The sequence below is a fragment of the Aminobacter aganoensis genome, assembly GCF_014206975.1.
Taxonomy (GTDB): domain Bacteria; phylum Pseudomonadota; class Alphaproteobacteria; order Rhizobiales; family Rhizobiaceae; genus Aminobacter; species Aminobacter aganoensis.
Map to the genome: position 1 here is coordinate 596,349 of NZ_JACHOU010000003.1, position 26,879 is coordinate 623,227.

25 protein-coding genes, 1 tRNA gene and 1 riboswitch are annotated in these 26,879 nt (G+C 63.8%); of the genes, 15 read left to right on the plus strand and 11 right to left on the minus strand.

What is annotated here, in order from left to right:
* Positions 1 to 28 precede the first annotated feature (28 nt).
* The 3 genes from GGR00_RS10530 to GGR00_RS10540 all read left to right on the plus strand — a co-directional run bounded on the left by GGR00_RS10530 (position 29) and on the right by GGR00_RS10540 (position 3,255).
* A complete protein-coding gene (locus tag GGR00_RS10530) occupies positions 29 to 1,306 on the plus strand; it encodes an ATP-binding protein (RefSeq protein WP_184699410.1) in 1,278 nt (425 codons plus the stop codon).
* A gap of 136 nt (positions 1,307 to 1,442) precedes the next feature.
* A complete protein-coding gene (phoU, locus tag GGR00_RS10535) occupies positions 1,443 to 2,168 on the plus strand; it encodes a phosphate signaling complex protein PhoU (RefSeq protein WP_055971061.1) in 726 nt (241 codons plus the stop codon).
* Between the two features lie 73 nt (positions 2,169 to 2,241).
* Positions 2,242 to 3,255, plus strand: a complete 1,014-nt coding sequence (locus GGR00_RS10540; protein ID WP_055971058.1) for a magnesium and cobalt transport protein CorA — start codon at positions 2,242 to 2,244, stop codon at positions 3,253 to 3,255.
* A 174-nt stretch (positions 3,256 to 3,429) separates the two neighbouring features.
* Here GGR00_RS10540 and GGR00_RS10545 read toward each other — a convergent pair whose 3' ends face one another.
* A complete protein-coding gene (locus GGR00_RS10545) occupies positions 3,430 to 3,948 on the minus strand; it encodes a GcrA family cell cycle regulator (RefSeq protein ID WP_055971056.1) in 519 nt (172 codons plus the stop codon).
* A gap of 352 nt (positions 3,949 to 4,300) precedes the next feature.
* On the opposite strand from GGR00_RS10545, the gene GGR00_RS10550 reads away from it, so the two are divergent.
* From GGR00_RS10550 to GGR00_RS10560, 3 genes are all read left to right on the plus strand, one after another.
* On the plus strand, positions 4,301 to 5,494 hold the full coding sequence (locus tag GGR00_RS10550) for an aspartate aminotransferase family protein (protein ID WP_184699411.1): 1,194 nt from the start codon (positions 4,301 to 4,303) through the stop codon (positions 5,492 to 5,494).
* Positions 5,495 to 5,509: 15 nt separating this feature from the next.
* Positions 5,510 to 6,427: an ornithine carbamoyltransferase gene (argF, locus tag GGR00_RS10555; RefSeq protein ID WP_055971052.1), complete on the plus strand. Its 918-nt coding sequence runs from the start codon at positions 5,510 to 5,512 to the stop codon at positions 6,425 to 6,427.
* A gap of 116 nt (positions 6,428 to 6,543) precedes the next feature.
* Positions 6,544 to 7,536: an Hsp33 family molecular chaperone gene (locus GGR00_RS10560; RefSeq protein WP_082496398.1), complete on the plus strand. Its 993-nt coding sequence runs from the start codon at positions 6,544 to 6,546 to the stop codon at positions 7,534 to 7,536.
* A gap of 4 nt (positions 7,537 to 7,540) precedes the next feature.
* Here GGR00_RS10560 and apaG read toward each other — a convergent pair whose 3' ends face one another.
* Together apaG and GGR00_RS10570 are read right to left on the minus strand one after the other, a co-directional pair.
* Positions 7,541 to 7,933, minus strand: a complete 393-nt coding sequence (apaG, locus tag GGR00_RS10565) for a Co2+/Mg2+ efflux protein ApaG (protein ID WP_055971049.1) — start codon at positions 7,931 to 7,933, stop codon at positions 7,541 to 7,543.
* A 163-nt stretch (positions 7,934 to 8,096) separates the two neighbouring features.
* A complete protein-coding gene (locus GGR00_RS10570; RefSeq protein WP_055971047.1) occupies positions 8,097 to 9,287 on the minus strand; it encodes an O-succinylhomoserine sulfhydrylase in 1,191 nt (396 codons plus the stop codon).
* Positions 9,288 to 9,332: 45 nt separating this feature from the next.
* Positions 9,333 to 9,410, minus strand: a riboswitch (SAM riboswitch).
* A gap of 141 nt (positions 9,411 to 9,551) precedes the next feature.
* On the opposite strand from GGR00_RS10570, the gene GGR00_RS10575 reads away from it, so the two are divergent.
* Both GGR00_RS10575 and GGR00_RS10580 read left to right on the plus strand, forming a co-directional pair.
* The gene (locus GGR00_RS10575; protein WP_055971045.1) at positions 9,552 to 10,640 is read left to right on the plus strand and encodes a 2'-deoxycytidine 5'-triphosphate deaminase; all 1,089 of its coding nucleotides are present in this window, start codon (positions 9,552 to 9,554) and stop codon (positions 10,638 to 10,640) included.
* Positions 10,641 to 10,747: 107 nt separating this feature from the next.
* Positions 10,748 to 11,524 (plus strand): ABC transporter substrate-binding protein, encoded by a 777-nt coding sequence (locus GGR00_RS10580; protein ID WP_055971043.1) that lies wholly within the window; start codon positions 10,748 to 10,750, stop codon positions 11,522 to 11,524.
* A gap of 142 nt (positions 11,525 to 11,666) precedes the next feature.
* Here GGR00_RS10580 and GGR00_RS10585 read toward each other — a convergent pair whose 3' ends face one another.
* On the minus strand, positions 11,667 to 12,410 hold the full coding sequence (locus GGR00_RS10585) for an FkbM family methyltransferase (RefSeq protein WP_156381106.1): 744 nt from the start codon (positions 12,408 to 12,410) through the stop codon (positions 11,667 to 11,669).
* Positions 12,407 to 13,075 (minus strand): hypothetical protein, encoded by a 669-nt coding sequence (locus tag GGR00_RS10590; protein ID WP_055971039.1) that lies wholly within the window; start codon positions 13,073 to 13,075, stop codon positions 12,407 to 12,409. The genes GGR00_RS10585 and GGR00_RS10590 overlap by 4 nt, the downstream gene beginning before the upstream one ends.
* Before the next feature lie 113 nt (positions 13,076 to 13,188).
* Between GGR00_RS10590 and GGR00_RS10595 the strand changes: the two genes are divergently transcribed.
* Complete coding sequence (locus tag GGR00_RS10595) at positions 13,189 to 13,998, plus strand: sulfotransferase family protein (protein WP_156381105.1); 810 nt, start codon at positions 13,189 to 13,191, stop codon at positions 13,996 to 13,998.
* A gap of 442 nt (positions 13,999 to 14,440) precedes the next feature.
* On the opposite strand, the gene GGR00_RS10600 is transcribed toward GGR00_RS10595, so the two are convergent.
* Positions 14,441 to 14,514: transfer RNA gene (locus GGR00_RS10600), tRNA-Gly, on the minus strand.
* A 128-nt stretch (positions 14,515 to 14,642) separates the two neighbouring features.
* On the opposite strand from GGR00_RS10600, the gene GGR00_RS10605 reads away from it, so the two are divergent.
* Positions 14,643 to 14,906, plus strand: coding sequence for a DUF6460 domain-containing protein (locus GGR00_RS10605; protein ID WP_055971038.1), 264 nt, complete (start codon positions 14,643 to 14,645; stop codon positions 14,904 to 14,906).
* 20 nt (positions 14,907 to 14,926) lie between these two features.
* Here the strand turns inward: GGR00_RS10605 and GGR00_RS10610 are convergent, their stop codons facing one another.
* Positions 14,927 to 15,823, minus strand: coding sequence for a histone deacetylase family protein (locus tag GGR00_RS10610; protein ID WP_055971035.1), 897 nt, complete (start codon positions 15,821 to 15,823; stop codon positions 14,927 to 14,929).
* A gap of 118 nt (positions 15,824 to 15,941) precedes the next feature.
* Between GGR00_RS10610 and GGR00_RS10615 the strand changes: the two genes are divergently transcribed.
* On the plus strand, positions 15,942 to 17,300 hold the full coding sequence (locus tag GGR00_RS10615; RefSeq protein ID WP_055971034.1) for an MATE family efflux transporter: 1,359 nt from the start codon (positions 15,942 to 15,944) through the stop codon (positions 17,298 to 17,300).
* Here the strand turns inward: GGR00_RS10615 and GGR00_RS10620 are convergent.
* On the minus strand, positions 17,276 to 18,352 hold the full coding sequence (locus tag GGR00_RS10620) for a quinone-dependent dihydroorotate dehydrogenase (RefSeq protein WP_055971032.1): 1,077 nt from the start codon (positions 18,350 to 18,352) through the stop codon (positions 17,276 to 17,278). The genes GGR00_RS10615 and GGR00_RS10620 overlap by 25 nt on opposite strands.
* The gene (locus GGR00_RS10625; protein ID WP_055971030.1) at positions 18,349 to 18,696 is read right to left on the minus strand and encodes a DUF952 domain-containing protein; all 348 of its coding nucleotides are present in this window, start codon (positions 18,694 to 18,696) and stop codon (positions 18,349 to 18,351) included. The genes GGR00_RS10620 and GGR00_RS10625 overlap by 4 nt, the downstream gene beginning before the upstream one ends.
* Positions 18,697 to 18,808: 112 nt before the next feature.
* On the opposite strand from GGR00_RS10625, the gene GGR00_RS10630 reads away from it, so the two are divergent.
* Together GGR00_RS10630 and GGR00_RS10635 are read left to right on the plus strand one after the other, a co-directional pair.
* Positions 18,809 to 19,243: a hypothetical protein gene (locus GGR00_RS10630; RefSeq protein WP_184699412.1), complete on the plus strand. Its 435-nt coding sequence runs from the start codon at positions 18,809 to 18,811 to the stop codon at positions 19,241 to 19,243.
* Between the two features lie 151 nt (positions 19,244 to 19,394).
* Positions 19,395 to 20,051 (plus strand): response regulator transcription factor, encoded by a 657-nt coding sequence (locus GGR00_RS10635; protein ID WP_184699413.1) that lies wholly within the window; start codon positions 19,395 to 19,397, stop codon positions 20,049 to 20,051.
* Positions 20,052 to 20,102: 51 nt separating this feature from the next.
* Here the strand turns inward: GGR00_RS10635 and GGR00_RS10640 are convergent, their stop codons facing one another.
* A complete protein-coding gene (locus tag GGR00_RS10640; RefSeq protein ID WP_184699414.1) occupies positions 20,103 to 23,594 on the minus strand; it encodes a NahK/ErcS family hybrid sensor histidine kinase/response regulator in 3,492 nt (1,163 codons plus the stop codon).
* Positions 23,595 to 23,802: 208 nt separating this feature from the next.
* Here GGR00_RS10640 and mscL point away from each other — a divergent pair, with 208 nt between their 5' ends.
* Together mscL and GGR00_RS10650 are read left to right on the plus strand one after the other, a co-directional pair.
* Entirely contained in the window at positions 23,803 to 24,222 is a 420-nt protein-coding gene (mscL, locus tag GGR00_RS10645) for a large conductance mechanosensitive channel protein MscL (RefSeq protein ID WP_055971025.1), read from the plus strand.
* A 109-nt stretch (positions 24,223 to 24,331) separates the two neighbouring features.
* Positions 24,332 to 25,498, plus strand: a complete 1,167-nt coding sequence (locus tag GGR00_RS10650) for a pyridoxal phosphate-dependent aminotransferase (protein ID WP_184699415.1) — start codon at positions 24,332 to 24,334, stop codon at positions 25,496 to 25,498.
* Between the two features lie 79 nt (positions 25,499 to 25,577).
* On the opposite strand, the gene hemA is transcribed toward GGR00_RS10650, so the two are convergent.
* Positions 25,578 to 26,855 (minus strand): 5-aminolevulinate synthase, encoded by a 1,278-nt coding sequence (gene hemA, locus GGR00_RS10655; protein ID WP_184699416.1) that lies wholly within the window; start codon positions 26,853 to 26,855, stop codon positions 25,578 to 25,580.
* Between the last annotated feature and the right edge of the window lie 24 nt (positions 26,856 to 26,879).

The window sequence follows — 26,879 nt, forward strand, 5'->3', positions numbered from 1 at the left end:
GGGCGCTCGGCGCCACGGAAAAGTTCGTATGGCTGAGACCAGCACCCAGACCAGGACAAGGCGCACGGCCAAGCTCACCGCTGGCCGCCTCTACCAGAATCGCTGGATGCTGGCCGCGGCGATCCTGGCCGTTCTTGCCGTCGATCTTTTCGGCGCTGCCTCGGCTGGCTTCACGGCAGCGACCATCGTCGCGCTTGTGCTGGTGGCACTCGTTGCGCCGCGCACGCCGGCCGCCCGTCGCCTGGCGGAAGCCAGCGCCCGTGTCGAACGCTCGCCGCTCGACAGGCTGTCGGGCGAAAAACTGGCGGCGGCGGTCGCCGAGCCGCTGATCATCTTCGATCGTGACGGCGCCGTGGTTCACGCCAACGAGGCGGCGGACACGGCTTTTGGCGCAATGACGCCGCCATTGCCGCTGCTGCTGAAGTTCCGCGCTCCCGAGATGCAGGCGCTGATCGAGGCAGCGCTCAGTGGCGAGGGCACGGCGCAGGCGACCGACTATGTCGAGCGTGTGCCGTTCGAGCGCGTCTATCGCGTCACGGCTTCGGCGGTGGGACGCGGCACCGGCCTGTTCGTGCTTGCCTTCAAGGACCAGAGCGAGGCGCGCCGCATCGACCGCATGCGCGCCGACTTCATCGCCAACGCCAGCCATGAGCTGCGCACGCCGCTCGCCTCGATCGCCGGTTTTGTCGAGACGCTGCGTGGCCCGGCCCGCAACGATCCCAACGCCCGCGACCAGTTCCTGCAGATCATGCAGGACCAGACCGGCCGCATGGCGCGCCTGATCGACGATCTGCTGTCGCTGTCGCGCCTCGAGATGAAGCCGTATCTCAAGCCCGGCGTCCGCGTCGACCTGCGACAGACGGTCGATGCGGTCATCGACTCGCTCGCCCCGCTGGCGGCTGGATCCGCCGTGGTCGTCGAACGCGATTTCGCCGAAGGTCCGCTCGAGGTCCAAGGCGACCGCGACGAACTGTTCCAGGTGTTCCAGAACCTGCTGGAAAATGCCTGCAAGTACGGCCGCTCGGGCGGCAGGGTCGTGGTGTCGATGAAGCGCTCGGCGGAAGCCAGGCAGCCGGAGATCGAAGTGACGGTCCGCGACTTCGGCCCGGGCATCCCCGACGAGCACATTCCGCGCGTGACGGAGCGCTTCTACCGCGTCGACGTCGAGACCAGCCGCGCCCACAAGGGCACCGGGCTGGGCCTCTCGATCGTCAAGCATATCCTGACGCGCCATGGCGCGCGCCTGTCGATCCGTTCGAAGCAGGGCGAGGGCTCGGCCTTCACCGTCCATTTGCCGGCCGCGTGAGCATTTGGGCAGGCTTGTGCCGGCCTTTCGGCGGCAGCGCACCGCCTCGCTTGCCCATTTCTTTTTTCCGTCATGTCGTTAGCCTATGAGTGCGGATTCAGGATCACGAATCCGTTTCATATCCAGGAAGTCCGCCATGCTTACGCAACACACTGTCCGAGCCTATGACGAGGAACTGCAATTTCTGGCGCGGAAGATAGCTGCCATGGGCGGGCAGGCCGAGCGCATGGTCGACCAGGCGATCAATGCGCTCGTCAATGCCGATCACGCGCTGGCCCAGAAGGTCGTCCAGGACGACCTGCTGCTCGACGAGGCCGAGCGCGAGATCGACGACAAGGCGATCCTGGTCATTGCCCGGCGCCAGCCGATGGCGACCGACCTGCGCGAGATCATCGGCGCGATCCGCATCTCCGCCGACCTGGAACGCGTCGGCGACCTTGGCAAGAACATCGCCAAGCGCGTGGCGGCGGTGGCCGAAGGCCGGCAGCCGAACAGCCTGTTCCGCGGCCTCGAGGCGCTGGCCGAACTGGCGCTGACCCAGTTGAAGGACGTGCTTGACGTCTACGCGTCGCGCTCTGTCGAGCGCATCGGCATCGTGCGCGATCGCGACGAGCAGATCGACGCCATGTACACCTCGCTGTTCCGCGAGTTGCTGACCTACATGATGGAAGATCCGCGCAACATCACGCCCTGCACGCACCTTCTGTTCGTGGCCAAGAACATCGAGCGCATCGGCGACCACGCCACCAACATCGCCGAGACGATCTATTACATCGTCACCGGCGAACAGATGCCGCCGGAACGGCCCAAGGAGGACAGGAGCCACGGCGTGACGCTTGCCGACGACGGCAAGTCCGGCTGAGGCAGCCTCTTCTTCCCGGCGTGCGGAAGGTCTAGACTGGGATCCTGATCAGGCGGCCTCGAACGGGTGCAGCATGACCGAGCTTGCCAGGAAGTTCGACAAGGGCGCTGAGCTGGAAGACGGGGTCGTCGCCTCCAGCGTCTATCTCGGCGGGCGCCGCATCGCCGACATCGCCATCGAGGAAGCAGGCGACTGGTCTGAGAGGGAAGGGCACGTCGTCTGGATCGGCCTTCTCGAACCCAGCCGCGAACTTCTGCTTCGGGTCCAGCAGCAGTTTCATCTCCACGACCTCGCCATCGAGGATGCCGAGCACCCGCACCAGCGACCCAAGGTCGAGCAATATGGCGATGCGCTGTTCATCGTCGCCAGGACCGCCCAGCTCATCCAGGGCAGGGTCGATTTCGGCGAGACCCATATCTTTGTCGGCAAGGGCTACATCGTCAGCGTTCGCCACGGCGTCTCGACGTCATATGCCGCGGTGCGCCAGCACTGGGAGAGCTGCCCCAGCGCGCTCGCCAAGGGCGAGGATTTCATCCTCTATGCCATCCTCGACTTCATCGTCGACAACTACATGCCGGTGCTCGAGCAGATCGAGGAAGAGGTCGACCGCATAGAGGACGGCGTGCTCGCGCGGCCGATGACATCGAAGGACATCGAGCGGCTCTACATGCTGCGTCGCGACCTGCTGCGCCTGCGCAATGCGGCCGGCCCTCTGGTCGAGGTTTGCCGCAGGCTGACCAGCGCCGACCTGCCGCAGTTGCGCCCGGCCATGCACCCGCTGTTCCGCGACGTCACCGATCATATCCGGACCGTGCTGGAGAAGGTCGACAACCTGCGCGAAGTGCTGGCCTTCGCCTTCGAGGCGAGCCTTCTCGTCGGCCAGAGCCAGGAGACGGCGATTGCCAAGAAGCTCGCCTCCTGGGCGGCGATCCTGGCCGTTCCGACCGCGCTCGCCGGCATTTACGGCATGAATTTCAACGACATGCCGGAGCTGCAGTTCAGCTACGGCTATCCCACCGTGCTCATTGCCATCGCCACGATCTGCTCGATCCTCTACTGGCGGTTCAGGAAGAATGGCTGGCTGTGAGGGGAGCGGATGGCGAATAGCGAGTAGCGAGTAGGGAGTAGGGAGTAGGGAGTAGGGAATAGGGAATAGGGAATAGAAAAGGGCCTCGGGTCGCCTTGACGTCCCGAAGCCCTGGAACTTGTTTCTATTCGCTATTCGCTATTCGCTATTCGCTATTCGCTATTCGCTATTCGCTCACCGCGACCGGCGACGCTCGGAGGCTGGCTGGAAGGCGATCTTCGAGTGGTAGCCGCAATAAGGGCCGCTCTCGCCGGCTTCGTTGCCGCAGAAATTGAAGTCTTCGCTCAGCGGGTCGCCATTCGGCCACTTGCAGGTGCGCTCGTTGAGCTGCACCAGCTGGAGCCGTCGCGAGATCGGCACGACGACGTTTTCCACCGGGCGGATGTAGTGGCGGGCGACCGGCTCGACGTCGAACTGCGCCTGCAGCGCGGTGGCGCCGATGCTTGCTGTGACCGTGCGCGTCACGGTTGCCGTGCGCTGCACCGTCTTGGTCGCAGTGCTTGCCGTTGTCGTCTTCTTCTGGCGCGCCGGGGCGGCCGTTGCGCGGCCGCGGCTCGACAGCTTCAGCCGGTGAACCTTGCCGATGACGGCATTGCGGCTGACGCCGCCCAATTGTGCCGCGATCTGGCTTGCGCTCAGACCTTCCGACCAAAGCTTTCTGAGAAGTTCGACCCGCTCGTCAGTCCAATTCATGAGACCGTGCTCCTGATTTAACGCGCAGAATTCGGAATCCTTTTCCGTCCCGGCAAGCCGGGTGGGCACCACATCTATTCGATGGATATGTCCGCCGCACGAAATCTAGTTATTTCTCAATTACAATTATCGATGCGCTGACTCTGTGACAAGAGTCCCAGGGGTCTTCACGATTCGGTTTTTTCGGTTTTCCCCAACTTGCCGGAGTTCGACGTCTCGGCAGCGCCGGGGAGATTGGAACGCACGCGTCTATGCGACGTTTTCGTTGACTTTGTGGCCGAAAAATCTGATATAGCCCGCAGGGCCGCCGCTGAGGCGGCTTTTTAATTTTCCGGTTCCGGAGAGGCATATAATGAGCGGATCGGCGCTTTACGAGACGTTTGCTCGCGCACCCCTGGCTTTCGAGCGAGGCGAGGGTTCTTGGCTGATCACCGAGACCGGCGAGCGATATCTCGATTTCGCTGGTGGCATCGCCGTCAATTCGTTGGGCCACGGCCATCCGCATCTTGTTGCAGCGCTGACCGAGCAGGCCGCCAAGCTGTGGCACGTCTCCAATCTCTACCAGATCCCCGGCCAGAGCCGGCTGGGCGAGCGGCTGACCGAAACCTCGTTTGCCGACCGCGTCTTCTTCACCAACTCGGGCGCGGAAGCGCTTGAGTGCGCGATCAAGACCGCGCGCCGCTGCCAGTATGTGAACGGCCATCCCGAGCGTTTCCGTGTCATCACCTTCGAGGGCGCATTCCATGGCCGTACGCTGGCGACCATCGCCGCCGGCGGACAGGCCAAGTATCTCGAAGGCTTCGGCCCGAAGGTCGAGGGGTTCGACCAGGTCGCCTTCGACGACATCGATGCAGCCGAAAAGCTGATCGGCCCGGAGACGGCGGCAATCCTGCTTGAGCCGGTGCAGGGGGAGGGCGGCATCCGCCCATTCCCGACGCAGTCGCTGAAGCGCCTGCGCGAGCTGTGCGACAAGCATGGCCTGCTGCTCATTTTCGATGAAGTCCAGTGCGGCGTCGGCCGGACCGGCAAGCTCTACGGCTATGAATGGTCGGGTGTATCGCCGGACCTGATGGCGATTGCCAAGGGTATCGGCGGCGGCTTCCCGGTCGGTGCCTGCCTCGCCACCGAAGCGGCGGCCAAAGGCATGACGGCGGGCGTGCATGGCACCACCTTCGGCGGCAATCCCCTTGCCATGGCTGTCGGCAACGCCGTGCTCGACGTGCTACTCGAAGAAGGCTTCCTCGAAGAGGTTAGCCGCAAGGCATTGCTGATGAAGCAGGGCCTGGCGTCGATCGCCGACGAGTTCCCCGATGTGATTGCCGAAATCCGCGGCACCGGCCTGATGCTCGGCGTCAAGTGCACCATGCCCAACACCAAGGTGAACATGGCGCTGCGCGACCAGAAGCTGCTCGCGGTGCCCGCCGGCGAAAATGTGCTGCGTCTGTTGCCGCCGCTGACGATCACCGACGCAGAGATCCGAGAGGCGCTGGCGCGCATTCGCGCCGGAGCTGCAAGCCTCTCCAAGGCCGCCGCCAACGGCGGCTGAACCCAGGGAAGTTACATGACCAGCGGGATTCGCCACTTCACCGACCTCTCGGCACTTTCCGGGAGCGACCTTCGCGGGATTCTGGACGATGCGGCGGTGCGCAAGGCGCGCCTGAAAGCCGGCGAACGATCCAAGCCGCTCGAAGGCAAGGTGCTGGCGATGATCTTCGACAAGCCGTCGACCCGCACGCGCATCTCGTTCGACGTCGGCATGCGTCAGCTCGGCGGCGAGACCATCATGCTGACCGGCACCGAGATGCAGCTCGGCCGCTCGGAATCGATCGCCGACACCGCCAAGGTGCTGTCGCGCTACGTCGATGCGATCATGATCCGCACGACAGCGCATGAGCGCCTGATCGAGCTGACCGAGAATGCCACGATCCCCGTCATCAACGGCCTGACCGACGACACCCATCCCTGCCAGCTGATGGCCGATATCCTCACCTTCGAGGAGCATCGCGGCCCGGTGCGCGGCAAGACCTTTGCCTGGACCGGCGACGGCAACAACGTGCTGCATTCGCTGCTCGAGGCTTCGGCCCGTTTCAGCTTCAACGTCAACGTGGCGGTGCCGGAAGGCAGCGAGCCGGAGCAGAAATACATCGACTGGGCCGGCGCCAATGGCGGCAAGGTGACGCTGACGCGTTCGGCCGAGGACGCGGTTCGCGGCGTCGACGCCATCGTCACCGACTGCTGGGTTTCGATGGGGCAGGAGCACCGCGCGCGCGGCCACAATGTCTTCCTGCCCTATCAGGTCAACGCCGACCTGATGAAGCTCGCTAGGCCCGACGCGCTGTTCATGCACTGCCTGCCCGCCCATCGCGGCGAGGAAGTGACCGACGACGTGATCGACGGCCCGAATTCGGTGGTCTTCGACGAGGCGGAAAACCGCCTGCACGCCCAGAAGGCGGTGCTTGCCTGGTGCCTCGGCGCTTGAATGACCGGTCCCGCGACCCTATTTGGGGCGGGATCATTCTATTGTCATCAAAGCCATGTTCTGCGACCGTCGGTAGGCCGACTGGTCGCGGACTTCTTTAGACGGGAAAAATTCCAGTGACTGAGACCGAACGCAAGCTCGGCGAATTCGGGTTCGCCGGCGACGACCATGTTGTTCCATTCGCGGTGGAGCCGCTCGACGTGCGCGGCCGCACCGTGCAGTTGGGGCCTTTGCTCGACCGGATTCTCGAGCGCCACGACTATCCGGAACCCGTGGCCCGGCTTCTCGCCGAGGCCTGCGTGGTGACCGTCCTGCTTGGCACCTCTTTGAAGTTCGAAGGCAAGTTCATCCTCCAGACCCGCACCGACGGGCCGGTGGACATGCTGGTTGCCGACTTCACCACGCCGCATTCGCTGCGCGCCTATGCCCGCTTCGATGCCGACCGTGTCGATGCGGCGATCGAGGCCGGCATGACCGCGCCCGAAGACCTGCTCGGCGGCGGCGTTCTGGCGCTGACCATCGACCAGGGCGAACACACCCAGCGCTACCAGGGCATCGTCGAGCTCAACGGCATCACGCTGGAAGAGGCGGCCCGCACCTATTTCCGCCAGTCGGAGCAGATCCCGACCGACGTCCGCCTGTCGGTGGCAAAGCTGGTCCTGCCCGCCGAAGGCGGCCCGCGCGAACATTGGCGCGCCGGCGGCCTTCTCGCGCAGTTCCTTCCCGACTCGCCGGAGCGCCGGCGCGTCCAGGACATGCATGGCGGCGACGGTGACGAGCGTGACGTCAGCGTGCATCCCGACGACAATTCCTGGCAGGAGCTCTTGGCGCTGGTCGCCACCATCGAGCCGACCGAACTGATCGATCCGACGGTCGGCACGGAAAGGCTGCTCTACCGGCTGTTCCACGAGCATGGCGCGCGCGTGTATGAAGGCGTGCGCGTTGTCGACGATTGCTCGTGTTCGGGCCAGAAGATCAAGGGCATCCTGCAAGGCTTCACCGCCGAGGAGATCACCGACAGCGTCGAGGATGGCGTCATCCGGGTGGCCTGCGAATTCTGCTCCAAGTCCTACGAGTTCGACCCTGCCGAGTTCGCGTCGGCCCAGTAACGGGTCAGTTCAGCCGGTGCCGGGCGTCGGGCAGGTCGAGCGAGAAGGCGGGGATGGCGATTTCGAAGGTCTCGCCGGCCTCGTTGCGCATGGTGTAGCGCCCGACCATGATGCCCGATGGTGTCGACAGCGGGCAGCCTGAAGCATACTGGTAGCTGTCCCCGGGGTTGAGCTCGGGCTGGTCGCCGACCACGCCCGGGCCCCGGACCTCCTCGACCTTGCCGCTGGCATCGGTGATGTGCCAGTAGCGCGACAACAGCTGGACGAATTCGTCCGAGTTGTTCTCGATGGTGACGCGGTAACCCCAGACATAACGGTTTTCCGATGGCTCCGACTGGTCCACCAGATAGAAGGGCTCGACCTCGACCGCGATGTTGCGGGTGATTGCGCGATACATATGCTGCGCTCCTTGGCCTGCACGGTGACAGAGTCCGCCGCTTGGCGCGGCGGGTCAACTCTCGTTTGCCGCATTCACGCTGATTGTGATGCAGCTGTGGCGGAATTCACCCTGCGTGGTGGCCGCCAAGGAGGCGCTCCGGCTTGCCGGAGCGCCGTTCTGGTCAGCGCGTCGCCTTCAGCGCATCGCCGATGTCGTTGAGCAGGTCGTCGGCGTCTTCGAGGCCGACCGACAGGCGCAGCGTGCCGTCGTCGATGCCTAGTTCGGCGCGGGCCTCGTCGGTCAGGTTCTTGTGCGTCGTCGTCGCCGGATGGGTGATCAGGCTCTTGGAATCGCCGAGATTGTTCGAGATCAGGATGATCCGGAGCGCATTCTCGAAGGCGAAGGCCGCCTTCTTGCCGCCCTTGACGTCAAAGCAGATCAACGTCGAGCCGCCCTTCATCTGGCGCTTGATGATGTCGGCCTGCGGGTGGTCGGCGCGGCCCGGATAGATCAGGCGCGACACTTCCGGGCTCTCGGCCAGGAAGTCGGCGATCCTGGCGGCGGCCTCGGTCTGCTGGCGCACGCGCAGCGGCAGCGTTTCCAGGCCCTTGAGCAGGGTCCAGGCGTTAAACGGCGACAGGCTCGGTCCGGTGTGGCGGAAATAGTCGTGCAGGTTCTCGTCGATCCACTTCTTGTCGGAGAGGATGACGCCGCCGAGGCAGCGGCCCTGACCGTCGATGTGCTTGGTGGCGGAGTAGACGACGATGTGGGCGCCGAGTTCGAGCGGCTTCTGCTGCATCGGCGTGGCGAAGACGTTGTCGACGACGACGCGGGCGCCGACGGAGTTGGCGAGTGCCGCAACCGCGGCGATGTCGATCACCTCGAGCGTCGGGTTGGTCGGGCTTTCCAGGAAGAACAGCTTGGTGTTGGGCCGGACGGCCTTTTCCCAGTTCCCGATGACGGTGCCGTCGACCAGCGTCGCTTCGATGCCATAGCGTGGTGCCAGCGTCTCGACGATCCAGCGGCACGAGCCGAACAGGGCGCGGGCGGCAACGATGTGGTCGCCAGCCTTCAGGCTGCACAGGATGGCGGCGGTAACCGCGGCCATGCCGGATGCCGTGGCGCGGGCGTCTTCGGCGCCTTCCAGCGCGCACATGCGCTTTTCGAACATGTCGACGGTCGGGTTGGCGTAGCGCGAATAGATGAAGCCCGGGGTCTCGCCTTTGAAGCGCGCTTCGGCACTTTCGGCGCTGTCATAGACATATCCCTGGGTGAGGTAGATCGCTTCGGAGGTTTCGCCGAATTCGGAGCGGAGCGTGCCGCCATGGACGAGGGTGGTCTGCGGATTCCAGTTGCGCTTGTCGGAGGTCATGAGCCTAAATCCAGATACAAAAAAACCGGTCGCGAAAAGTCGCAAACCGGTCCAAACGCGGCCCTTTAGCGACTTGTTTAACGTGGCTGCAAGCCGACCGGCCAAATCACCACGGGATAAAGGTCCTTTAGACCCATGGCCGGCTTGCGTCAATCGCAGGGGCGACTAAACGTCTTGGGCCACGCATATGGCCCCGGACGAGCTTCGGGGCCAGCGATCCTCGGCTGTCCGTTCGGATCGGCGGCGCGTAAAGGAGTGAGGCAATTGCGGCAGTCGGGCATTCTTCCGGACCAGGATATCGCGGCGCTGTTCGCCTCCGGCGCGCTCAAGGCGCCGCCGCTCGATGCCGACCAGATCCAGCCGGCCAGCCTCGATCTTCGCCTCGGCGCCAGGGCTTTTCGCGTTCGCGCCAGCTTCCTGCCCGGTCCCAATTCGCTGGTCTCGGCCAAGCTCGACCGCCTCAAGCTGCATGAGATCGACCTGAGCGAAGGCGCGGTCCTGGAGACCGGTTGCGTCTACATCGTGCCGCTGCTCGAAAGCCTGGCCCTGCCGGCCGAAATCTCGGCCTCGGCCAATCCGAAGAGCTCGACCGGCCGCCTCGACATCTTCACCCGCGTGATGACCGATCGCGGCCAGGAGTTCGACAAGATCCCCGCCGGATATGCCGGCCCGCTGTTTCTCGAGGTCAGCCCGCGCACCTTCCCGATCGTCGTGCGCAAGGGCTCTCGCCTGTCGCAGATCCGCTTCAGGAAGGGCAATGCCCTGCTGTCCGAGGCCGAACTGCATGCGCTGCACCTCTCCGACCGGCTGGTCGCCATCGATCCGCCCAACATCTCGGGCGGCGGCATCGCGCTTTCCATCGACCTCGCCGGCAAGCCGGGCAGCATCGTCGGCTACCGCGGCAAGCACCACACCGGCCTTGTCGATGTCGACAAGCGTGCGGCCCAGGACATCGTCGACTTCTGGGACCCGATCTACGCCCACGGCGCCGGCGAACTGGTGCTCGATCCCGACGAATTCTACATCCTGGTGTCGCGCGAGGCGGTGCATGTGCCGCCGCTCTATGCCGCCGAAATGACGCCGTTCGACCCGCTGGTCGGCGAGTTCCGCGTCCACTATGCCGGCTTCTTCGATCCCGGCTTCGGCCATTCCAGCGCCGGCGGCACCGGCAGCCGCGCCGTGCTCGAAGTGCGCAGCCACGAAGTGCCGTTCATCCTGGAGCACGGCCAGGTCGTCGGTCGCCTGGTCTACGAACACATGCTGTCGCGCCCCAAGGCGCTTTACGGCACCGACCTCGGCTCCAACTACCAGGCGCAGGGCCTGAAACTCTCCAAGCACTTCCGCATGGGCTGACCTTTGGTCAGCGCCGCCTGGCCGTTAGTTTGCTTGTCCATTTACAGCCATTGTGCTTGGCTGGACCAGGGACGCCCGGGAAGAGCGCCCGTCAAATGGAGAGGATCATGCAGATTACCCGGAAGTTCGCTTGCGCAGCCTCGCTCGCAGCGCTCTTGTTGACCCTTGGCGGAGCTTCCGCGCAGGAGAAGCTCAAGATCGGCACCGAAGGCGCCTATCCGCCCTTCAACACCGTCACCGCCGACGGCAAGCTGGCCGGCTTCGACGTCGACATCGCCAATGCGCTGTGCGCCCAGATGAAGGTCGAGTGCGAACTGGTTGCCCAGGATTGGGATGGTATCATCCCGGCGCTCCAGGGCGGCAAGTTCGACGCCATCGTCGCCTCGATGACCATCACCGACGAGCGCAAGCAGCAGGTCGACTTCACCGACAAGTACTACACAACGCCGCTGGCACTGATCGCGCCGAAGGATTCCGCCTTGACCTCGGCCGAGCCCGACGCGCTGAAGGGCAAGACCGTCGGCGCGCAGGCGTCGACCACCCAGAGCATCTATGCCGAGGACCACTATGCCAAGGCGGGCGCCGAGGTGAAGCTCTATCCAACCCAGGACGAGGCGGTGGCCGACCTGACCAACGGCCGTCTCGACGCGGTTGTCGCCGACAAGTTCGTGCTGGTCGACTGGATCAAGACTACCGGGCAGGATTGCTGCAAGATGATCGGCGACCTCAAGGGCACCGACTCGCTGACCGGCATCGCCGTGCGCAAGGGCGACCCGCTGCGCGAGAAGCTGAACGCCGCGATCGACGCCATCGTCAAGGACGGCACCTACGCCAAGATCAACGCCAAGTATTTCGACTTCGACATCTACGGCGCGCAGGACTGACGCCTGCGGATAACAAAAAGGCCAGGCGTTCGATCGAGCGCCTGGCCTTTTTCGTGTCCGGAAATCTGGAGCGGGTAGCGGGAATCGAACCCGCGCGTTCAGCTTGGGAAGCTGACGTGCGGAGCTGCAACAAGGGATCGATCTAGCGGGACGCTACGATCCAGCCGCGAGTATTTCGCTTCTGCCGTATGTCTGTCGTGAAGCCGGCCTCGGCAAGCCTGCCTAGCAACTGTTCGAGTGATGCCCCTTCCACTAGGTCAACATGGTAGAGCACCAACATCATGCGGACCTTCCGGAGTAACTCGATTGGAGTCGACAAGAGGATCGGAAATTCGGCGCCTTCGCAATTGAACTTGATGAACGACACGTCCTTGATCTCGTGAGCCGCCATGAAGCTAGAAAGCGACATTGCAGGCACTCGCTCGCCCTTGGGCGACAATTGCTTCATTATCGAGTGGCCCCAGTTGCCGCGATCATGGTGCAGCGTGACCTCGCCGTCCTTGTCCGTCAGTGCAAGACGATGGGCAATGACGTTGAGTGCCGGGTTCAGAGCGGCGTTGACTCGGAGATAGTTGTAGGTTTCCGCGCTTGCCTCGATAGCATGAACCGTCCCATTCGAGGCTTTAGAGGCGGCGGTCAGTGCGAAAGTGCCAATATGAGCGCCGATGTCGATCACGACGTCGGAAGCAGTTGGCTGGTACTCCGGAACGCCTGCAAAAAATATGTCGTTCTCAAAGCTATGGGCGATGACCTTTTCGTCAGCGGTACCTTCACGATAGGCTACATCGAAACCACCAAACCGATTGATTGCCATCTGATAATTGGCTTCGCCAGGGTGGAAGGCGGCCTTGGCGTTGCGGAACCGTTTTTTCAGATGAAGTTTCATGAGGCCTCCGGCGTCCAAACTGCAACGCCATCTATAATCTGCTTTTCGATGCCGCGCTTGTCGCGCCAGTCGCGGCCGATATCGATGGCAGTTCGTCTTGTAAATGGACCACCAAAATATACGGCGCGATAGCTTGACGAAGCGTCCGCTAAAGCCGTGTTCGTACCGTTCATAAACTGTTTATCTGGATCAAGATCGGGGTTCATGTGCTCGCTCGCTATGGATGCAAGCGCTCGCGAGGCAAACAACGGGCCGACGCCGATCCGCGGCGTTATTTTTCGGCGACCAAGCCGTGACCAGTTGCAAATGGCGATCTGGCCAACGTTTGGCTCCGCCATTTGCTTTCGCAATCTCTTCAGGCTGATCTTGTGCGACAGGATCCAGTCATCTTCCAAGTGAAGAAACCACTCGGTTTCCGGCTGCTGCCATAGCCATTTGACTGCCCCGCCATAAGAGGCCTCAGCAGGACGCCGTACCACCGTAGTAAAATATGAGCGGGCTATTTCTTCGACGCGGTTTCCATCTTCTTCGCTGCCCCAAATTGGATCGATATTGAGGAAGAACGTCCGAACGGGAAAGCGGTCGAAAAGTTTCTGCTGAAACGACGCTAAAGTTATTGCGACGAGATCTGGTCGCCGGGTGGCGGTCATAGTTAGGTCAATCATCGCGGCATCTCCAAATTCGGTGGTGATTTTTATCCGCGGTTCCAAGCGGCTTCAACCATTTTCGGGACGCTGGTGGTCGGCCAAATGCATTAGGGCTTGCTAATGAATTTTAGGTGCGCAATACACCCGAGATGCGCCGCAAAGAAATGTCGAAGCTGCTGGATCACGTCCATCTGTCACCTCGGTTTCGGTATGTTTACGTCGACACACCCAAGGTTGCCTGCTCAACTATTAAGCGTGCGCTGCAAAGCGCCGAAAGAGGATACGCGGTAGACGGCGGAGAAGCGTCTGGCGGCAAGTTTGGTTATTCGGAAACCCTCCTAACCGTTCACGACAGGTCCAAATCGCCTCTGAGGCGCCCATCCAATCGCTGGGCACTCAGGTGGGCGCTGGCCAGGGCAAGTGTATCATTTTGCTTTGTTAGAAACCCCTATGCTCGCGTCCTCTCGGCCTATCTGGACAAAATCGCTACAAACGAGAATAGGCGAGAGATTTTTTTGCGTGGTCTGGTTGAAGATCCGCGCGAGCCGATATCGTTCGCACAATTCTTGGACGTCGTCTCAGGTCAGACGCCAGACACAATGAACGCCCATTGGCGTCCGCAATGCTATCACAACATGATAGATTCTATCGGCTACGACTTTATAGGTGCATTTGAAACGTTGAATTCCGATTTGTTGGAAATCCTTAAAATAGCTACACCATCGGCAATAAGTTTTGTGAGTGCCGTCGACGAACATCGTACGTCGGCCATGGAGTATTTGAAACAATACTACGAATTCGAATCTTCTGTGAGATCAGTGCAGTCTATCTACAAAAGAGATTTTGAAGTCTTTGGCTATTCCATCGATCTCAATAAATCCAGCGATAGGCCGGCCTATGCCGGCTTTAGCTCACGCAGGTTCTTGAAATCGATGTCATAGCTTTCGGATGGTCGGCGGCGAAATCCGCCCTTCAGTCGGTCTCCGAGCCAACGTCATCAGTAGCGACTCATACACCCATACAATGCGTCGAATACAACATCATGAATGGCGCGGCGACCATGACATGCCGCACACATTTTGCGCCGGTCACCCGCGCCCGCGCCCATCGGACTGTCTGCCACAACGGAGGAAATCCAATAGACCGTAGCAAGTTCTACCTTGCGCGCACTCATGCGGTGTGTTCGGGCCGCCGCGGCACGTTGTACCACTTCGCCTACATCCTGTCGGCCGCCTACCACGAGACGGCGCTCTCCATTCAGGCGATCCGTGAGACACTGCGAAAAGTAACGCCGCCGCGCTATTGCTGCTGATTTGTCAATGAAAGGAGTGGTGCCAAGAACCGCCTATTTCTGGGTCTAAAGATCGTACCCAAAGCACAATCTGGAGCGGGTAGCGGGAATCGAACCCGCGCGTTCAGCTTGGGAAGCTGACAGGCTACCATTACATCATACCCGCGCGGGCATCTGGTTAGCATTGCCGATGTTGTTGGGCAATCGGGAAACGGAGTGCAGTGCTGCCGTGCCCTTGATGAGGGCACGACAATCGCGATATTCCAGTGAGGCTAGAATCGCAGGAGACTGAGCTTGTCCGGATTGGCGCGTTTTCTCGGTGACACCCCCTTGCGGGTGTTGATCAAGCTCTTGGTCATCTCCTTCCTCGTCGGCATCGTCATGAGCGCCTTCGGCTGGTCGCCCTATGACGTGCTCTACGGCATCCGCGATTTCTTCCTCGACATCTGGCGCATGGGTTTCCGTGCCATCGATCGCTTCCTCGGCTATTTCCTGCTGGGTGCGGCGGTCGTCATTCCGGCCTTCATCATCCTCAGGCTGTTCAGCTACCGCAAATAGGTCGGGCGCAGGCGGATAACTCAGGCGAAGCCGGCGGCGGTCTCGAACAGGATGGCGTGCCGCCGGGCCAGCGCTTCGATGTCGTGCGAATAGCCGCCACCGATGACGCCGCACAGCGGAGTGCCGGCCGTGCGGAAATGCCCGATGACCATGCTCTCGCGCCGGCGCAGGCCTTCGTCGCTCATCGCCAGGCGCCCGAGCCGGTCTCCTCCATGGGGGTCGACGCCGGCGTTGTAGAACACGATGTCCCAGGGCGCGCGGCGCGACAGGCCGGGCAGGACCTCGGCCAGCACGTCCAGATAGGCATCGTCGCCGGTGCCGTCAGGCAGGCCGATATCGAGGCCGGAAGTGGCCTTGCGCACGGGGTAGTTTTTCTCGGCATGCATCGAAAAGGTGAAGACAGCGGGATTGGCGGCGAGGATTTCCGCTGTGCCGTCGCCCTGGTGGACGTCGAGATCGACGACCAGGATGTTTTCCGCCAGCCCGTCCTCGAGCAGCGCCAGCGATGCCACGGCCACGTCGTTGAAGGTGCAGAAGCCGGCACCCTGGGCACGCCTGGCATGATGGCTGCCGCCGGCGGTGTTGCAGGCGATGCCGTGCTCGAGCGCGAGCCGCGCTGCCATAAGCGTGCCGCCCGCGGCAAGCTGGGCACGGCGTGACACACGCTCGCCGACGGGGAAGCCGATTTCACGTTCGATGTGGGCCGGAACGGTGCAGCTCAGCACCTGCTCGACATAGCCGGGCTCATGCGCGAGGCGCAGCCAGCGGGGCGCAATCGGTTCCGCCCGATGGAGCCCGCCCGTCAGGTCCAGGGCATGCAGCCGTTCCATCAGCTGGCGGTACTTGCCCATCGGAAAGCGGTGGTCCGGGGCAAAGCCGGCGTCGTAGTCGGGATGGCTGACGATCTGCAGCGGCATGGGGGAGGGCTGAACCAAGGGGGTGAAATCGATTGACCCCGATACATAAACGGTTGCCGGTGTTGGCGAAACCGGGGCATGTGCCCGAGCGGGAGAAACGGCAGGAGGAGGATTCTCGTTGGACATCGCATCGCCGGAGGGCCGCGTGACGCCTTTTGCCGTCACCAACCGCTCGGTATTGGCGATTGCCGTGCCGATGACCCTTGCCTATCTGACCACGCCCTTCATAGGCCTCGTCGGCACCGGCGTGGTCGGCCAGTTCGGCGACGCTGCGCTGCTGGGCGGGCTCGCTGCAGGCGCCGTCGCCTTCGACGTCGTCTTCACCAGCTTCAATTTCCTGCGCGCCGGCACAACCGCGCTGGTGGCGCAGGCTTTCGGTCGTGGCGACGCATCCGAAGAACAGGCGGTGTTCTGGCGCGCGGTGGTGATCGCGCTCGTCGCAGGTATCGTGCTGGCGCTGACGGCGCCGCTGACGTCGCTCGCCGGGCAATGGTTCATGTCGGCCGAGCAGCGGGTCAACGAGACGCTTGATGCCTATGTCCGCATCCGCATGCTGGGCGCACCCTTCGCGCTGATCAACTATGCGATCCTCGGCTACGTGCTCGGGCGCGGCGAGGGCAGCTTCGCGCTGTTGCTGCAGGCGAGCCTCAACGGCGTCAACATTGCGCTGTCGCTGCTGCTCGGGCTCAGCCTCGGCTGGGGCGTCGAGGGCGTCGCCTGGGCCGCCGTCGCCGGCGAGGCGGCAGGCATGGCGATCGGGCTTGTCGTGCTGTTGCGGCGCTTCGGGCGCCAGCCGAGGCTGGCGCCCGGGCGCATCTTCGACGCTGCTGCGTTCCGGCGCCTGTTCGTGCTCAACCGCGACATCATGATCCGGTCGCTGTCGCTGCTCGTCGCCTTCGCGCTGTTCACCCGTCAGGGCGCGCAGTTCGGCACGGTGACGCTCGCCGCCAACGCGGTGCTGATGAACTTCTTCATTGCCGCAGGCTTCTTCCTCGACGGCTTTGCTGCAGCCGCCGAACAGCTTGCCGGCCGTGCCGTCGGCGCCCGCTACGAGCCGGCCTTCCGCAAGGCGGTTTATCTCTGCTCGATCTGGGGCTTTGCGCTGGCGGGCAGCATGACGGCGGTCCTGATGGTCTTCGGCCCTGATCTTGTGGCGCTGATCTCGACCGCCGAGGACGTGCGGGCAGTGGCCATCGCCTTCCTGCCCTGGGCCGCCTTCACCGCGCTGAGCGGCGTGCTTGCGTTCCAGATGGACGGCATCTTCATCGGCGCTGCATGGTCGCGCGACATGCGCAACATGATGGTGGTGTCGCTCGTCGTGTTCGTCGTCGCGCTGCTGACGCTGACGCCGGCCTTCGGCAATCACGGCCTATGGGCGGCACTGCATCTGCTGCTGATCGTCCGCGGCGTCTGCCTGCTGGCGATTCTTGGACCGCGGGCCAGGGCGACGTTTCAGAGCGGTGCTGCCGCCCACTGATCTAGCCTCGTGTCGCGCAGCTCGGAGATGCCGTCGAGCCCTTCGCGCGCGGCAAAGTCGGCCATGCCGCGCACGATGCGTGCCGGCAGCGACGGTCCGGCATAGACCATGCCGGTATAGAGCTGGACGAGATCGGCACCGGCTCGGATCTTTTCGAGCGCGGTCTCGGTCGAATCGACGCCGCCGACGCCGATGATGGCGCTCTGCGGGCCCAGCAGCTTGCGCATCCGGGCCAGAACCGCCGTCGAGCGCGCAAACAGCGGCTTGCCGGACAGGCCGCCAGCCTCGCCGGTATGGGTCGGGCTGCGCAGGGTAGGGCGGGCGATCGTGGTGTTGGAGACGATGACGCCGTCGATCGCCTTTTCGGTCACCTCGGCGGCGATGTCCTCGAGTTCTGCCTCGTGCAGGTCCGGCGCGATCTTGAGGAAGATCGGAACCGCATGACCGGCTTCGGCGCGGGCGATCATGACACTCGCCAAAAGTTCGGCCAGTTGCTCGCGCGCCTGCATGTTGCGCAGGCCCGGCGTGTTGGGCGAGGAGATGTTGACGGTGAGATACGATGCATGGCGAGCGAAGCGCTTGACGCCGCTGATGTAGTCGCCGATGCGGTTGCTGCTGTCCTTGTTGGCGCCGATGTTGACGCCGACGATGCCGGGCCGGCCGGCGCGCGCGGCAAGCCGCTTCTCGGCGGCGTCGTGGCCTTCATTGTTGAAGCCGAGCCGGTTGATGACGGCGTCGTCCTCGACGAGGCGGAAGATGCGCGGCTTGGGATTGCCGGCCTGCGCCAGCGGCGTCACCGTGCCAACCTCGGCAAAGCCGAAGCCGAGGCCGAGCAGCGCGTCGGGCACCTCGGCATTCTTGTCGTAGCCGGCGGCCATGCCGAGCGGGTTGGGGAAGTCGAGGCCGGCGACCTTCACATGCAGGCGCCTGTCGCGCGGCGCGCGTCCACCGACGGGCAGGCCGCAGCGCAGGGCCTTGATCGACAGGCCATGGGCAGCCTCGGCGTCGAAGCTGAAAAGCAGGTGGCGGCCGAGCCGGTCGAATGCGCTCATGCTTCAAGCTCCGGGAAGTCGTGGCTGCCGTCGGCCTTCAGGGGCAGGGGGCGAACCCATCTGGCCATGGCGGTCTCGAGCGGCGCATAGAGATGCGGAAACAGCGCGCCGCCGCGCGAGACCTCGAACTTGAGCGCCGGACCCAGCCGGTCGGCGTCGAAGGCGACGAGGAGCAGGTTGTCCTGCCCGGCAAAGTGCTTGGCCGCCGTCTCGACCGCCTGGGCTGCGGTCGAGAAGTGGATGAAACCGTCGGCAAGGTCGACCGGCGCGCCGCTGAAAACCCCGCTCCGCTCGGCCTCACGCCACATCGGTTCGGGGCAGATCTTGTAGATGGTTTTCGTCATATGGGCGCTATAGGCTGAAAGCATGATGCGGGAAAGGGCGGCATGACTTGCCCACCGCAATTTGGGCCCAATGCGGCGCGACAATTCGCATCGCTTGCCAATGGAGACAGCCATGCGTGCCGTACTGATGCTTGTTCCGCTGCTTGCCGGTCTTGGTGGCGGATCGGCATTCGCTGCCGAAGGGCCGCGCTACCAGATGGAAAAGACCGACAAGGGTTATGTCCGCATGGACACCCAGACCGGCGAGATGTCGATCTGCGAGGAGCGCGACAACCAACTGGTATGCAAGCTCGCGGCCGACGAGCGCTCCGCGCTGCAGGACGAGATCGGCCGCCTCCAGACCGAGCTGAAGGCCATCGACCAGCGCATCGTCAAGCTCGAGAATTCGCTGACCGCGCGGATGGAATCCAAGCTTCCGACCGAGGAGGAGTTCGAAAAGACCATGGGCTACATGGAGCGGTTCTTCCGCAGCTTCATGGGCATGGTCAAGGACATGGAAAAGGAAGACAAGGCGCAGCAGCCCGAGCTTGCACCGAACAAGACCTGAGCCAATCCGCCTGCCTGCGCCCGAAAATTGAGCATGACCGGCGCTTCCGTTGCCGTTTTGACTTTAACTGCTTGAAAAGCCGGCACCGGGCCGCATAATCGCGCCCGACGGTCCAAGGCGCACAGAACGGTCGGGACCTCGGGAGGGATATTTGCCAGCAGGCCACAAGTTCGTCATCGCGGATGACCATCCGCTTTTTCGCGGTGCCCTCAAGCAGGCCATTGCCGGCCTCGGCGATGTGTCGAGCGTGCTCGAGGCCGGAGACTTCGAAAGCGTCAAGGCGCTCGTCGCGGCCAATGAAGACATCGACATCGTGTTGCTCGATCTTTCCATGCCAGGTGCGAGCGGCCTGTCGGGCCTGATCTCGTTGCGCGGCATCCACGCCACTGTGCCCGTCGTCATCGTCTCGGCGCATGACGACCCGGAGACCATCCGCCGCGCGCTCGAACTCGGGGCGTCAGGCTTCATCTCCAAGTCGGCCAGCATGGACAACATCCGCAGCGCCATCGAAGCCGTCCTGTCGGGCGAGATCACGGCACCCGGCGACATCGACCTAGGCGTCGAGCGCGATCCGGAGATTTCCGACCTCATCAAGCGCCTGCAGTCGCTGACGCCGCAGCAGACGCGCGTGCTCGGCATGCTGGCCGAGGGATTGCTCAACAAGCAGATCGCCTACGAGCTCGGCGTCTCGGAGGCGACCATCAAGGCCCATGTCTCGGCGATCCTGCAGAAACTCGGCGTCGACAGCCGCACGCAGGCGGTGATCCTGCTCTCCAAGATCGGCGGCGAGTCGCGCGCCGTGTCCTAGAGACTGCGTTGGAACACGCGTTTTCGAGCAAGAGCAGAAACGCCCCAGAAGCTATTCGGCCGCGTGCGCCATGCGCCGCATCCGGTTCATCATCGAACGTAAGACGGCCGGCTTTAGCGGCTTGTTGAGCACGGCGACGTCGATCTGGTCCGCCGCCTCGCGCACCTCGTTGGAGCGGTCGGCGGTGATCAGCACCGCCGGTGTCGCCTCGCCATAGATGCCGCGCAGGGTGCGGATGACATCGAGCCCGTTTTCGCCGTCGAGATGATAGTCGGCCAGGATGATTTCGGGCGGTCCGGCGTTCGGGGCGGATTCGAACGCGGCCGTGCCGGAATAGGTCCGGACATCGCAGCCCCAGCCCTCGAGCAGCAGCCTCATGCCCTCGAGGATGCGGGCGTCGTTGTCGATGCAGATCACCGACAGGCCGTTCAGGGCCGTGGCCGCTTCGATGCGCGGCCGGGCGGAAGCCGTGGCGGGCTGCTCCTTTGCCGTCGTGACCGGCAGGATAACCGAAAAGCGCGTGCCCTGGCCCTTGTGCGACTCGATCTGGATTTCGAGCTTCAGCACGCGCGCGATGCGGTCGACGATCGACAGGCCGAGGCCGAGCCCTTGCGCCTCGCGCATGCCGTCGTCGAGGCGGGTGAATTCGTGGAAGACGGTGCCGAGCTTGTCGGCGGCGATGCCGATGCCGGTGTCGATGACCTGGATCTCGGCCAGTTCGCCGCGCCGCCTGACGCCGACGACGATCCGGCCGCTGCGGGTGTATTTGATGGCGTTGGAAACCAGGTTCTGGATCAGCCGGCGCAGCAGGTTACGGTCGGTGCTGACGGCCAGCGTCGATGGCACGATCACAAGTTCGAGGTCCTTGGCCCGCGCCATCGGCAGGAAGTCGGTGCCGATCTGGCGCAAAAGCCCGTCGAGGCGGAACACTGTTTCGGCGGGCTTCATCGCACCCGCATCGAGCCGCGAGATGTCGAGCACGGCGCCGAGGATGGTCTCGACCGATTCCAGCGACGACTCGATGTTGCGCGCGGCCTGGCCGGCATTGCCCTTGCCGGCCTTCTCGATCAGCGACGAGCAGTACAGCCGCGCGGCGTTGAGCGGCTGCAGGATGTCGTGGCCGGCGGCGGCCAGGAAGCGCGTCTTGCCGAGATTGGCCTCCTCCGCCAGCATCTGCGCCTGGGCCAGTTCCTCGTTGACGCGGGTCAGTTCGGCGGTGCGGCTCTTGACCCGCTGTTCCAGCGACTCGTTGGCCCGCTTCAGCGCAAGGTCGGCCGCGACGCGCGCCGAAATGTCGGTGTAGGTCGCCACGATGCCGCCGTCGGGCATCGGATTGGATCGCATCTCGATGATCCTGCCGCTGGTCTGCAACTCGATCTGCCAGGGGCCGCCGAAGCTGGTCAGGCGGTCGAGCGTGGTCAGTCGCGACGTTGGCGCAATGTCGCCGCGCGCCACCAGATAGGCGAGGATGCGGTCGATCGACACGCCGACCTGGCCCATGTCGTCGGGCAGGTCGAACAGCGAGCGGTACTGCCGGTTCCAGCAGATCAGGCGAAAATCCTGGTCGAAGACGGTGATGCCCTGTTCCATCTGGTCGAGCGCGATCTGCAGCAGGTCGCGATTGTGCTGCAGCGCTTCGGTGGCGTCGTCGAGCAGGCGGAAAGTGTCCCTGGCCGAGTTGTCGCCGCGCTTGAACAGCAGCGACAGGATCAGCCGGGCCGAGGACGAGCCGACCGCACTCGCCATCAACTGCTCGGAGAAACGGATGACGTCCATGCCGGCGGGGTCGTTGCCGTTCAGCTTGCTGCCGCTCTCGCTCTGGAAGGTCTGGAACGAGCGCTCGGTGCGTTCGACGCCGAGATAGCGGGCGATGGTGTCCTTGAGGTCGTTGACGGTGATGGTGGTGCGGAAGCGGCGCAGCGACGGCATCGGGCTCGAATCGCGCGGCACGAAGATCGAGGCCTGGATGCGTTCGAGCGGTACCGAGGCACGCGACAGCGAGCCGAACACGAAGAACAGCGTGTTGATCGCCAGGCTCCACAATACGCCGTGATTGAGCGGCTCGGCGGCGGTGCCGAACAGCGCCTGGGGCCGCAGCGCGTCGATGCCGAAAAGCCCGTCGGTGATGATCGAGGTATCGGGTGCCGCAAGCGTCGGCAGCATCAGCGTGTAGCCCCACACCACGATGCCGGCGGCCATGCCGAGTGCTGCGCCTCGCGCATTGGCGCGGCGCCAGATCAGCCCGCCGATGAAGGATGGCGCGAACTGCGCGATCGCCGCAAAGGACATCAGGCCGATCGAGGCGAGCCGCGTGTTGTTGGTGCTCTCGCGATAATAGAGGAAGGCGGCCAGCAGGATGATGAAGATCGAGGCGCGGCGGATGTTGAGGATGATCGCCGACCAGTCCTCGGTGTCGCCGGCCTTGGTCTTGATCAGCCGGCGCACGAAGATCGGAATGACGAGATCGTTGGAGATCATGATCGACAGCGCCACGCTCGCCACGATGACCATGGCGGTCGCCGCCGAAAGGCCGCCGATGAAGGCGACCATGGCCAGCAGGTCGTGGCCCCGGAACAGCGGCAGCGACAGGACGTAGAGGTCGCTGGTCGTCGCCGTGCCGACTGTCGACAGGCCGGCGAACGCGATGGGCAGCACGAAGAGGTTGATCGCCACCAGATAGGCCGGGAAGACCCAGGTCGCGGTGCGCAGCTCGCTCTCGCTGCGGTTCTCCACGATCATGACGTAGAACTGGCGCGGCAGCATGATGATGGCGAAACCGCTGATGATTGTCACCACCAGCCAGGTGCCGAGCGAGGTCCGGTAGCCCATGGCGTCGCCGACCTGCTCGGTGGCGGCGAAGCTCCGCAACATGTCGCCGGGGCCGTCGAACAGCGAGAAGGTGACGAACAGGCCGACGGCGAGGAAAGCGATCAGCTTGACGATGGATTCCACCGCCACCGCCAGCACCAGGCCGTTCTGGTGCTCGGTGGCGTCGGCATGGCGCGTGCCGAAAAGAGTGGCAAACAGCGCCAGCAGAAGCGCCACCACCAGCGAGATGTCGCTGACGAACGGATCGAATGACGGTGGCGAGCCGGTGTAGTGCTCGACCATCAGGCTGACCGAGCCGGAGATCGCCTTGAGCTGGAGCGCGATATAGGGGATGGCGCCCACCGTTGCGATCAGCGTCGCGATCGAGGCGACGGCGAAACTCTTGCCGTAACGCGCGCCCAGGAAGTCGGCGATCGAGGTGATCTTCTCGGCCTTGGCCAGCTTGATGATGCGGCTGAGCAGCGGGAAGCCGAACATGAAGACAAGCACCGGGCCGACATAGATGGCGAGGAATTCGAGCCCGCGCTCCGAGGCAAGCCCGACCGAGCCGAAGAAGGTCCAGGACGTGCAATAGATGGCGAGGCTGAGGGCGTAGATGAACGGCCGCGGCCGCCCCGGTCCCCAGTTCGCAGCCCTTCGGTCGCCGATGCTCGCGATGGCGAACAGCAGCGTGACATAGGCGATGGCGATGAGGACGACGGCCAAGCCCTGCACTCTGAGCACTCACTTCCGGATCGGTCTGTTGCCTTTGCGGTGAGGCAACCACAGCTGCGTCGACAAGTCTATTATCCTTGTCTCCTAGGGCAGGGGCGGGATTTGCATTCGCGGGTTTTGCAACTGCTGGTTTTTGCTATGGTGGCGGCGGTTGGCGACGGATGGTGGGGAACGATTCGCCTTCCGCAGATTTTACATGGAGGGTTCTATGCTCAGGGAATTCCAGGAGTTTATCGCCAAGGGCAATGTCATGGATCTCGCCGTCGGCGTGATCATCGGTGGCGCCTTTGGCCTGATTGTTTCGTCGTTGGTCGGGGACATCATCATGCCGATCGTCGGGGCCATCTTCGGCGGTTTCGACTTCTCGAACTACTTCCTGCCGCTGTCGTCGTCGGTGACGGCCGTTTCGCTGGAAGAAGCCAAGAAGCAGGGCGCGGTGTTCGCCTATGGCAACTTCTTCACCGTGGTCATCAACTTCCTGATCCTCGCCTGGATCATCTTCCTGATGGTCAAGGGCGTGAACACGATGCGCAAGCGGCTTGAGAAGGAAAAGGCTGCCGAGCCGGCAGCGCCGGCCGCCGATGTGGCTTTGCTGACGGAAATCCGCGACCTTCTGGCCAAGAAGTAATCGCGCTGGCATCCAGAAAAACCCCCGCGTGGCTGGCCCACCGGGGGTTTTTTCATGGCCGCGCCCACGCTAGGAATTGGCAAGCAGCAACTCTCGACCTGGGATGATCATGAGCCTCATCGATCTGGTTCGCGCCGAAGCCCGCCTTGCGCCCGTCAGCGGAATCGAGGCGGTGGCAAATTACGGGCGCGACCGCGCCGGCCTGATCCCGCTCTGGTCCGGCGAAGGCGATATGCCGACGCCCGCCTTCATCAGCGATGCCGCCGCCCGCGGGCTTGCCAATGGCGAGACCTTCTACACCTGGCAAGCCGGCATCCCCGAACTGCGCCAGGCGATATCGCGCTACCACAAGCGCCATTTCGGCATGGATTTCTCGGAGGACGAGTTCATCGTCACCGTCGGCGGCATGCAGGCGATCACCATGGCGCTGGAGGCGACGGCAGGGGCGGGCGACGAGGCGCTGTATCTCGCGCCGGCCTGGCCGAATTTCGCCGGCGCTGCCGGCGTCGCCGGCGTCACGCCGGTCCCGGTGCTGCTCGACATGACCGACAATGGCTGGTCCTGCGACGTCGAGAAGATCGCCGCGGCGATTACCCCGCGCACCAGGGTCATCTTCGTCAATTCGCCTTCCAACCCGACCGGCTGGACGGCGGACCGCGAGACGCTGCAGGCGATCCTCGACCTTGCCCGCAAGCACGACCTCTGGATCGTCGCCGACGAGATCTACGCGCTGTTCTACTATGGCGGTGGCCGCGCGGCGTCGTTCATGGACATCATGGATGCCGAAGACAAGATCCTGTTCGTCAACACCTTTTCCAAGAACTGGGCGATGACAGGCTGGCGCGTCGGCTGGCTGAAGACGCATCCTTCGCTCAGCCGCATGTTCGAGAACCTGGTGCAGTATTCCAGCTCGGGCGTGGCGCAGTTCATGCAGCGGGGCGCGATCGCCGCCCTCGACGAGGGCGACGGCTTCATCGCCGAGCAGGTGGCACGCGCCCGACAGGCGCGCGACATCGTCTGCAAGGTGCTGGGCGAGACCGGCCGGGTGCGCTTCAGCGTGCCGCCGGCTGCCTTCTACCTGTTCTTCTCCGTCGACGGCATGAAGGACGCCGAACGCGCCGCCTTCGACATCGTCGACAAGGCCGCGGTCGGCGTGGCGCCCGGCACGGCGTTCTGCGCCGGCGGCGAAGGCTTCCTCAGGCTCTGCTTCCACCGTCGCCTCGACCAGGTCGAGGAAGCGTCGCACCGGCTGGCGAAGTGGATCAGCGCGCAATAGCCGGGGATGCCACTCAAAATGTGAAAAGGCCCGGAACCGGCATGGTTTCGGGCCTTTTTGTCAGGAATGGGTCTTTGCCTCAGCCGCCGGATTTGGGCACCAGCAGCGGGATGATGCGCTCGCTCTGCGTCACTTCGGTGTGGCCAGCACCGCGATAGGGGATGCCGAGCGCATTCCAGGTTTCGACCAGCGCAACCCTGAGTTCGGCGATCAGTTCGTCGGTGTGGAACGGCGTCGGCGTGATGCGCAGGCGCTCGGTGCCGCGTGGCACGGTCGGGTAATTGATCGGCTGGATATAGATGCCGTGGACGCCGAGGAGGCGGTCCGAGGCCATCTTGCAGAGCTCCGGATCGCCGACGAGGATCGGCACGATGTGCGTGGGCGACTCCATCACCGGCAATCCGGCGTCGGCCAAAACCTGCTTGGCGTGGGTCGCCTGGCGCTGCTGGGCGTCGCGCTCGGCTTGCGAGTTCTTGAGGTGGCGGATCGACGCGGTGGTCGCGGCGGCGATCGCCGGCGGCAGCGCGGTGGTGAAGATGAAGCCCGGCGCGTAGGAGCGGACGGCGTCGACGACGGCACGCGTGCCGGTGATGTAGCCGCCCAGCGTTCCAAATGCCTTGGCCAGCGTGCCCTCGATGATGTCGATGCGATGCGCCAGGCCCTCGCGCTCGGTGATGCCGCCGCCGCGCGGACCGTACATGCCGACCGCATGGACCTCGTCGATATAGGTCATGGCGTTGTACTTCTCGGCGAGGTCGGCAATCGCCTCGATCGGCGCGATGTCGCCGTCCATCGAGTAGACGCTCTCAAACACGATCAGCTTGGCGCGCTCGCGGCCGGCCGCCTGCAGCAGGCTTTCGAGATGGGCGACGTCGTTGTGGCGGAATATCTTCTTTTCGGCGCCGGAGCGGCGCACGCCCTCGATCATCGAGGCGTGGTTGAGTTCGTCCGACAGGATCAGGCAATTCGGCAAAAGCCGCGCTATGGTCGAGATCGCCGCCTCGTTGGAGACGAAGCCCGAGGTGAAGACCAGGCCGGCTTCCTTGCCGTGAAGGTCGGCGAGTTCGTTCTCGAGCTCGACCAGCGGATGGTTGTTGCCGGAGATGTTGCGGGTGCCGCCGGCGCCGGTGCCCATGTTGCCCGCCGCCTTCTGCATTGCCGACACCACGTCGGGATGCTGGCCCATGCCGAGATAGTCGTTCGAGCACCAGACTGTGATTTCCTGGGCCTTGCCGTTGGCTCTCCAGATGGCGCGCGGGAACTTGCCGACGATGCGCTCCAGATCCGCAAACACGCGATAACGGCGCTCGGCGTGGATTTGGTCGATCGCTTCTTCGAAAAACCGCTGGTAGTTCATCTGGACGTCCCAATTTTTCCGCCG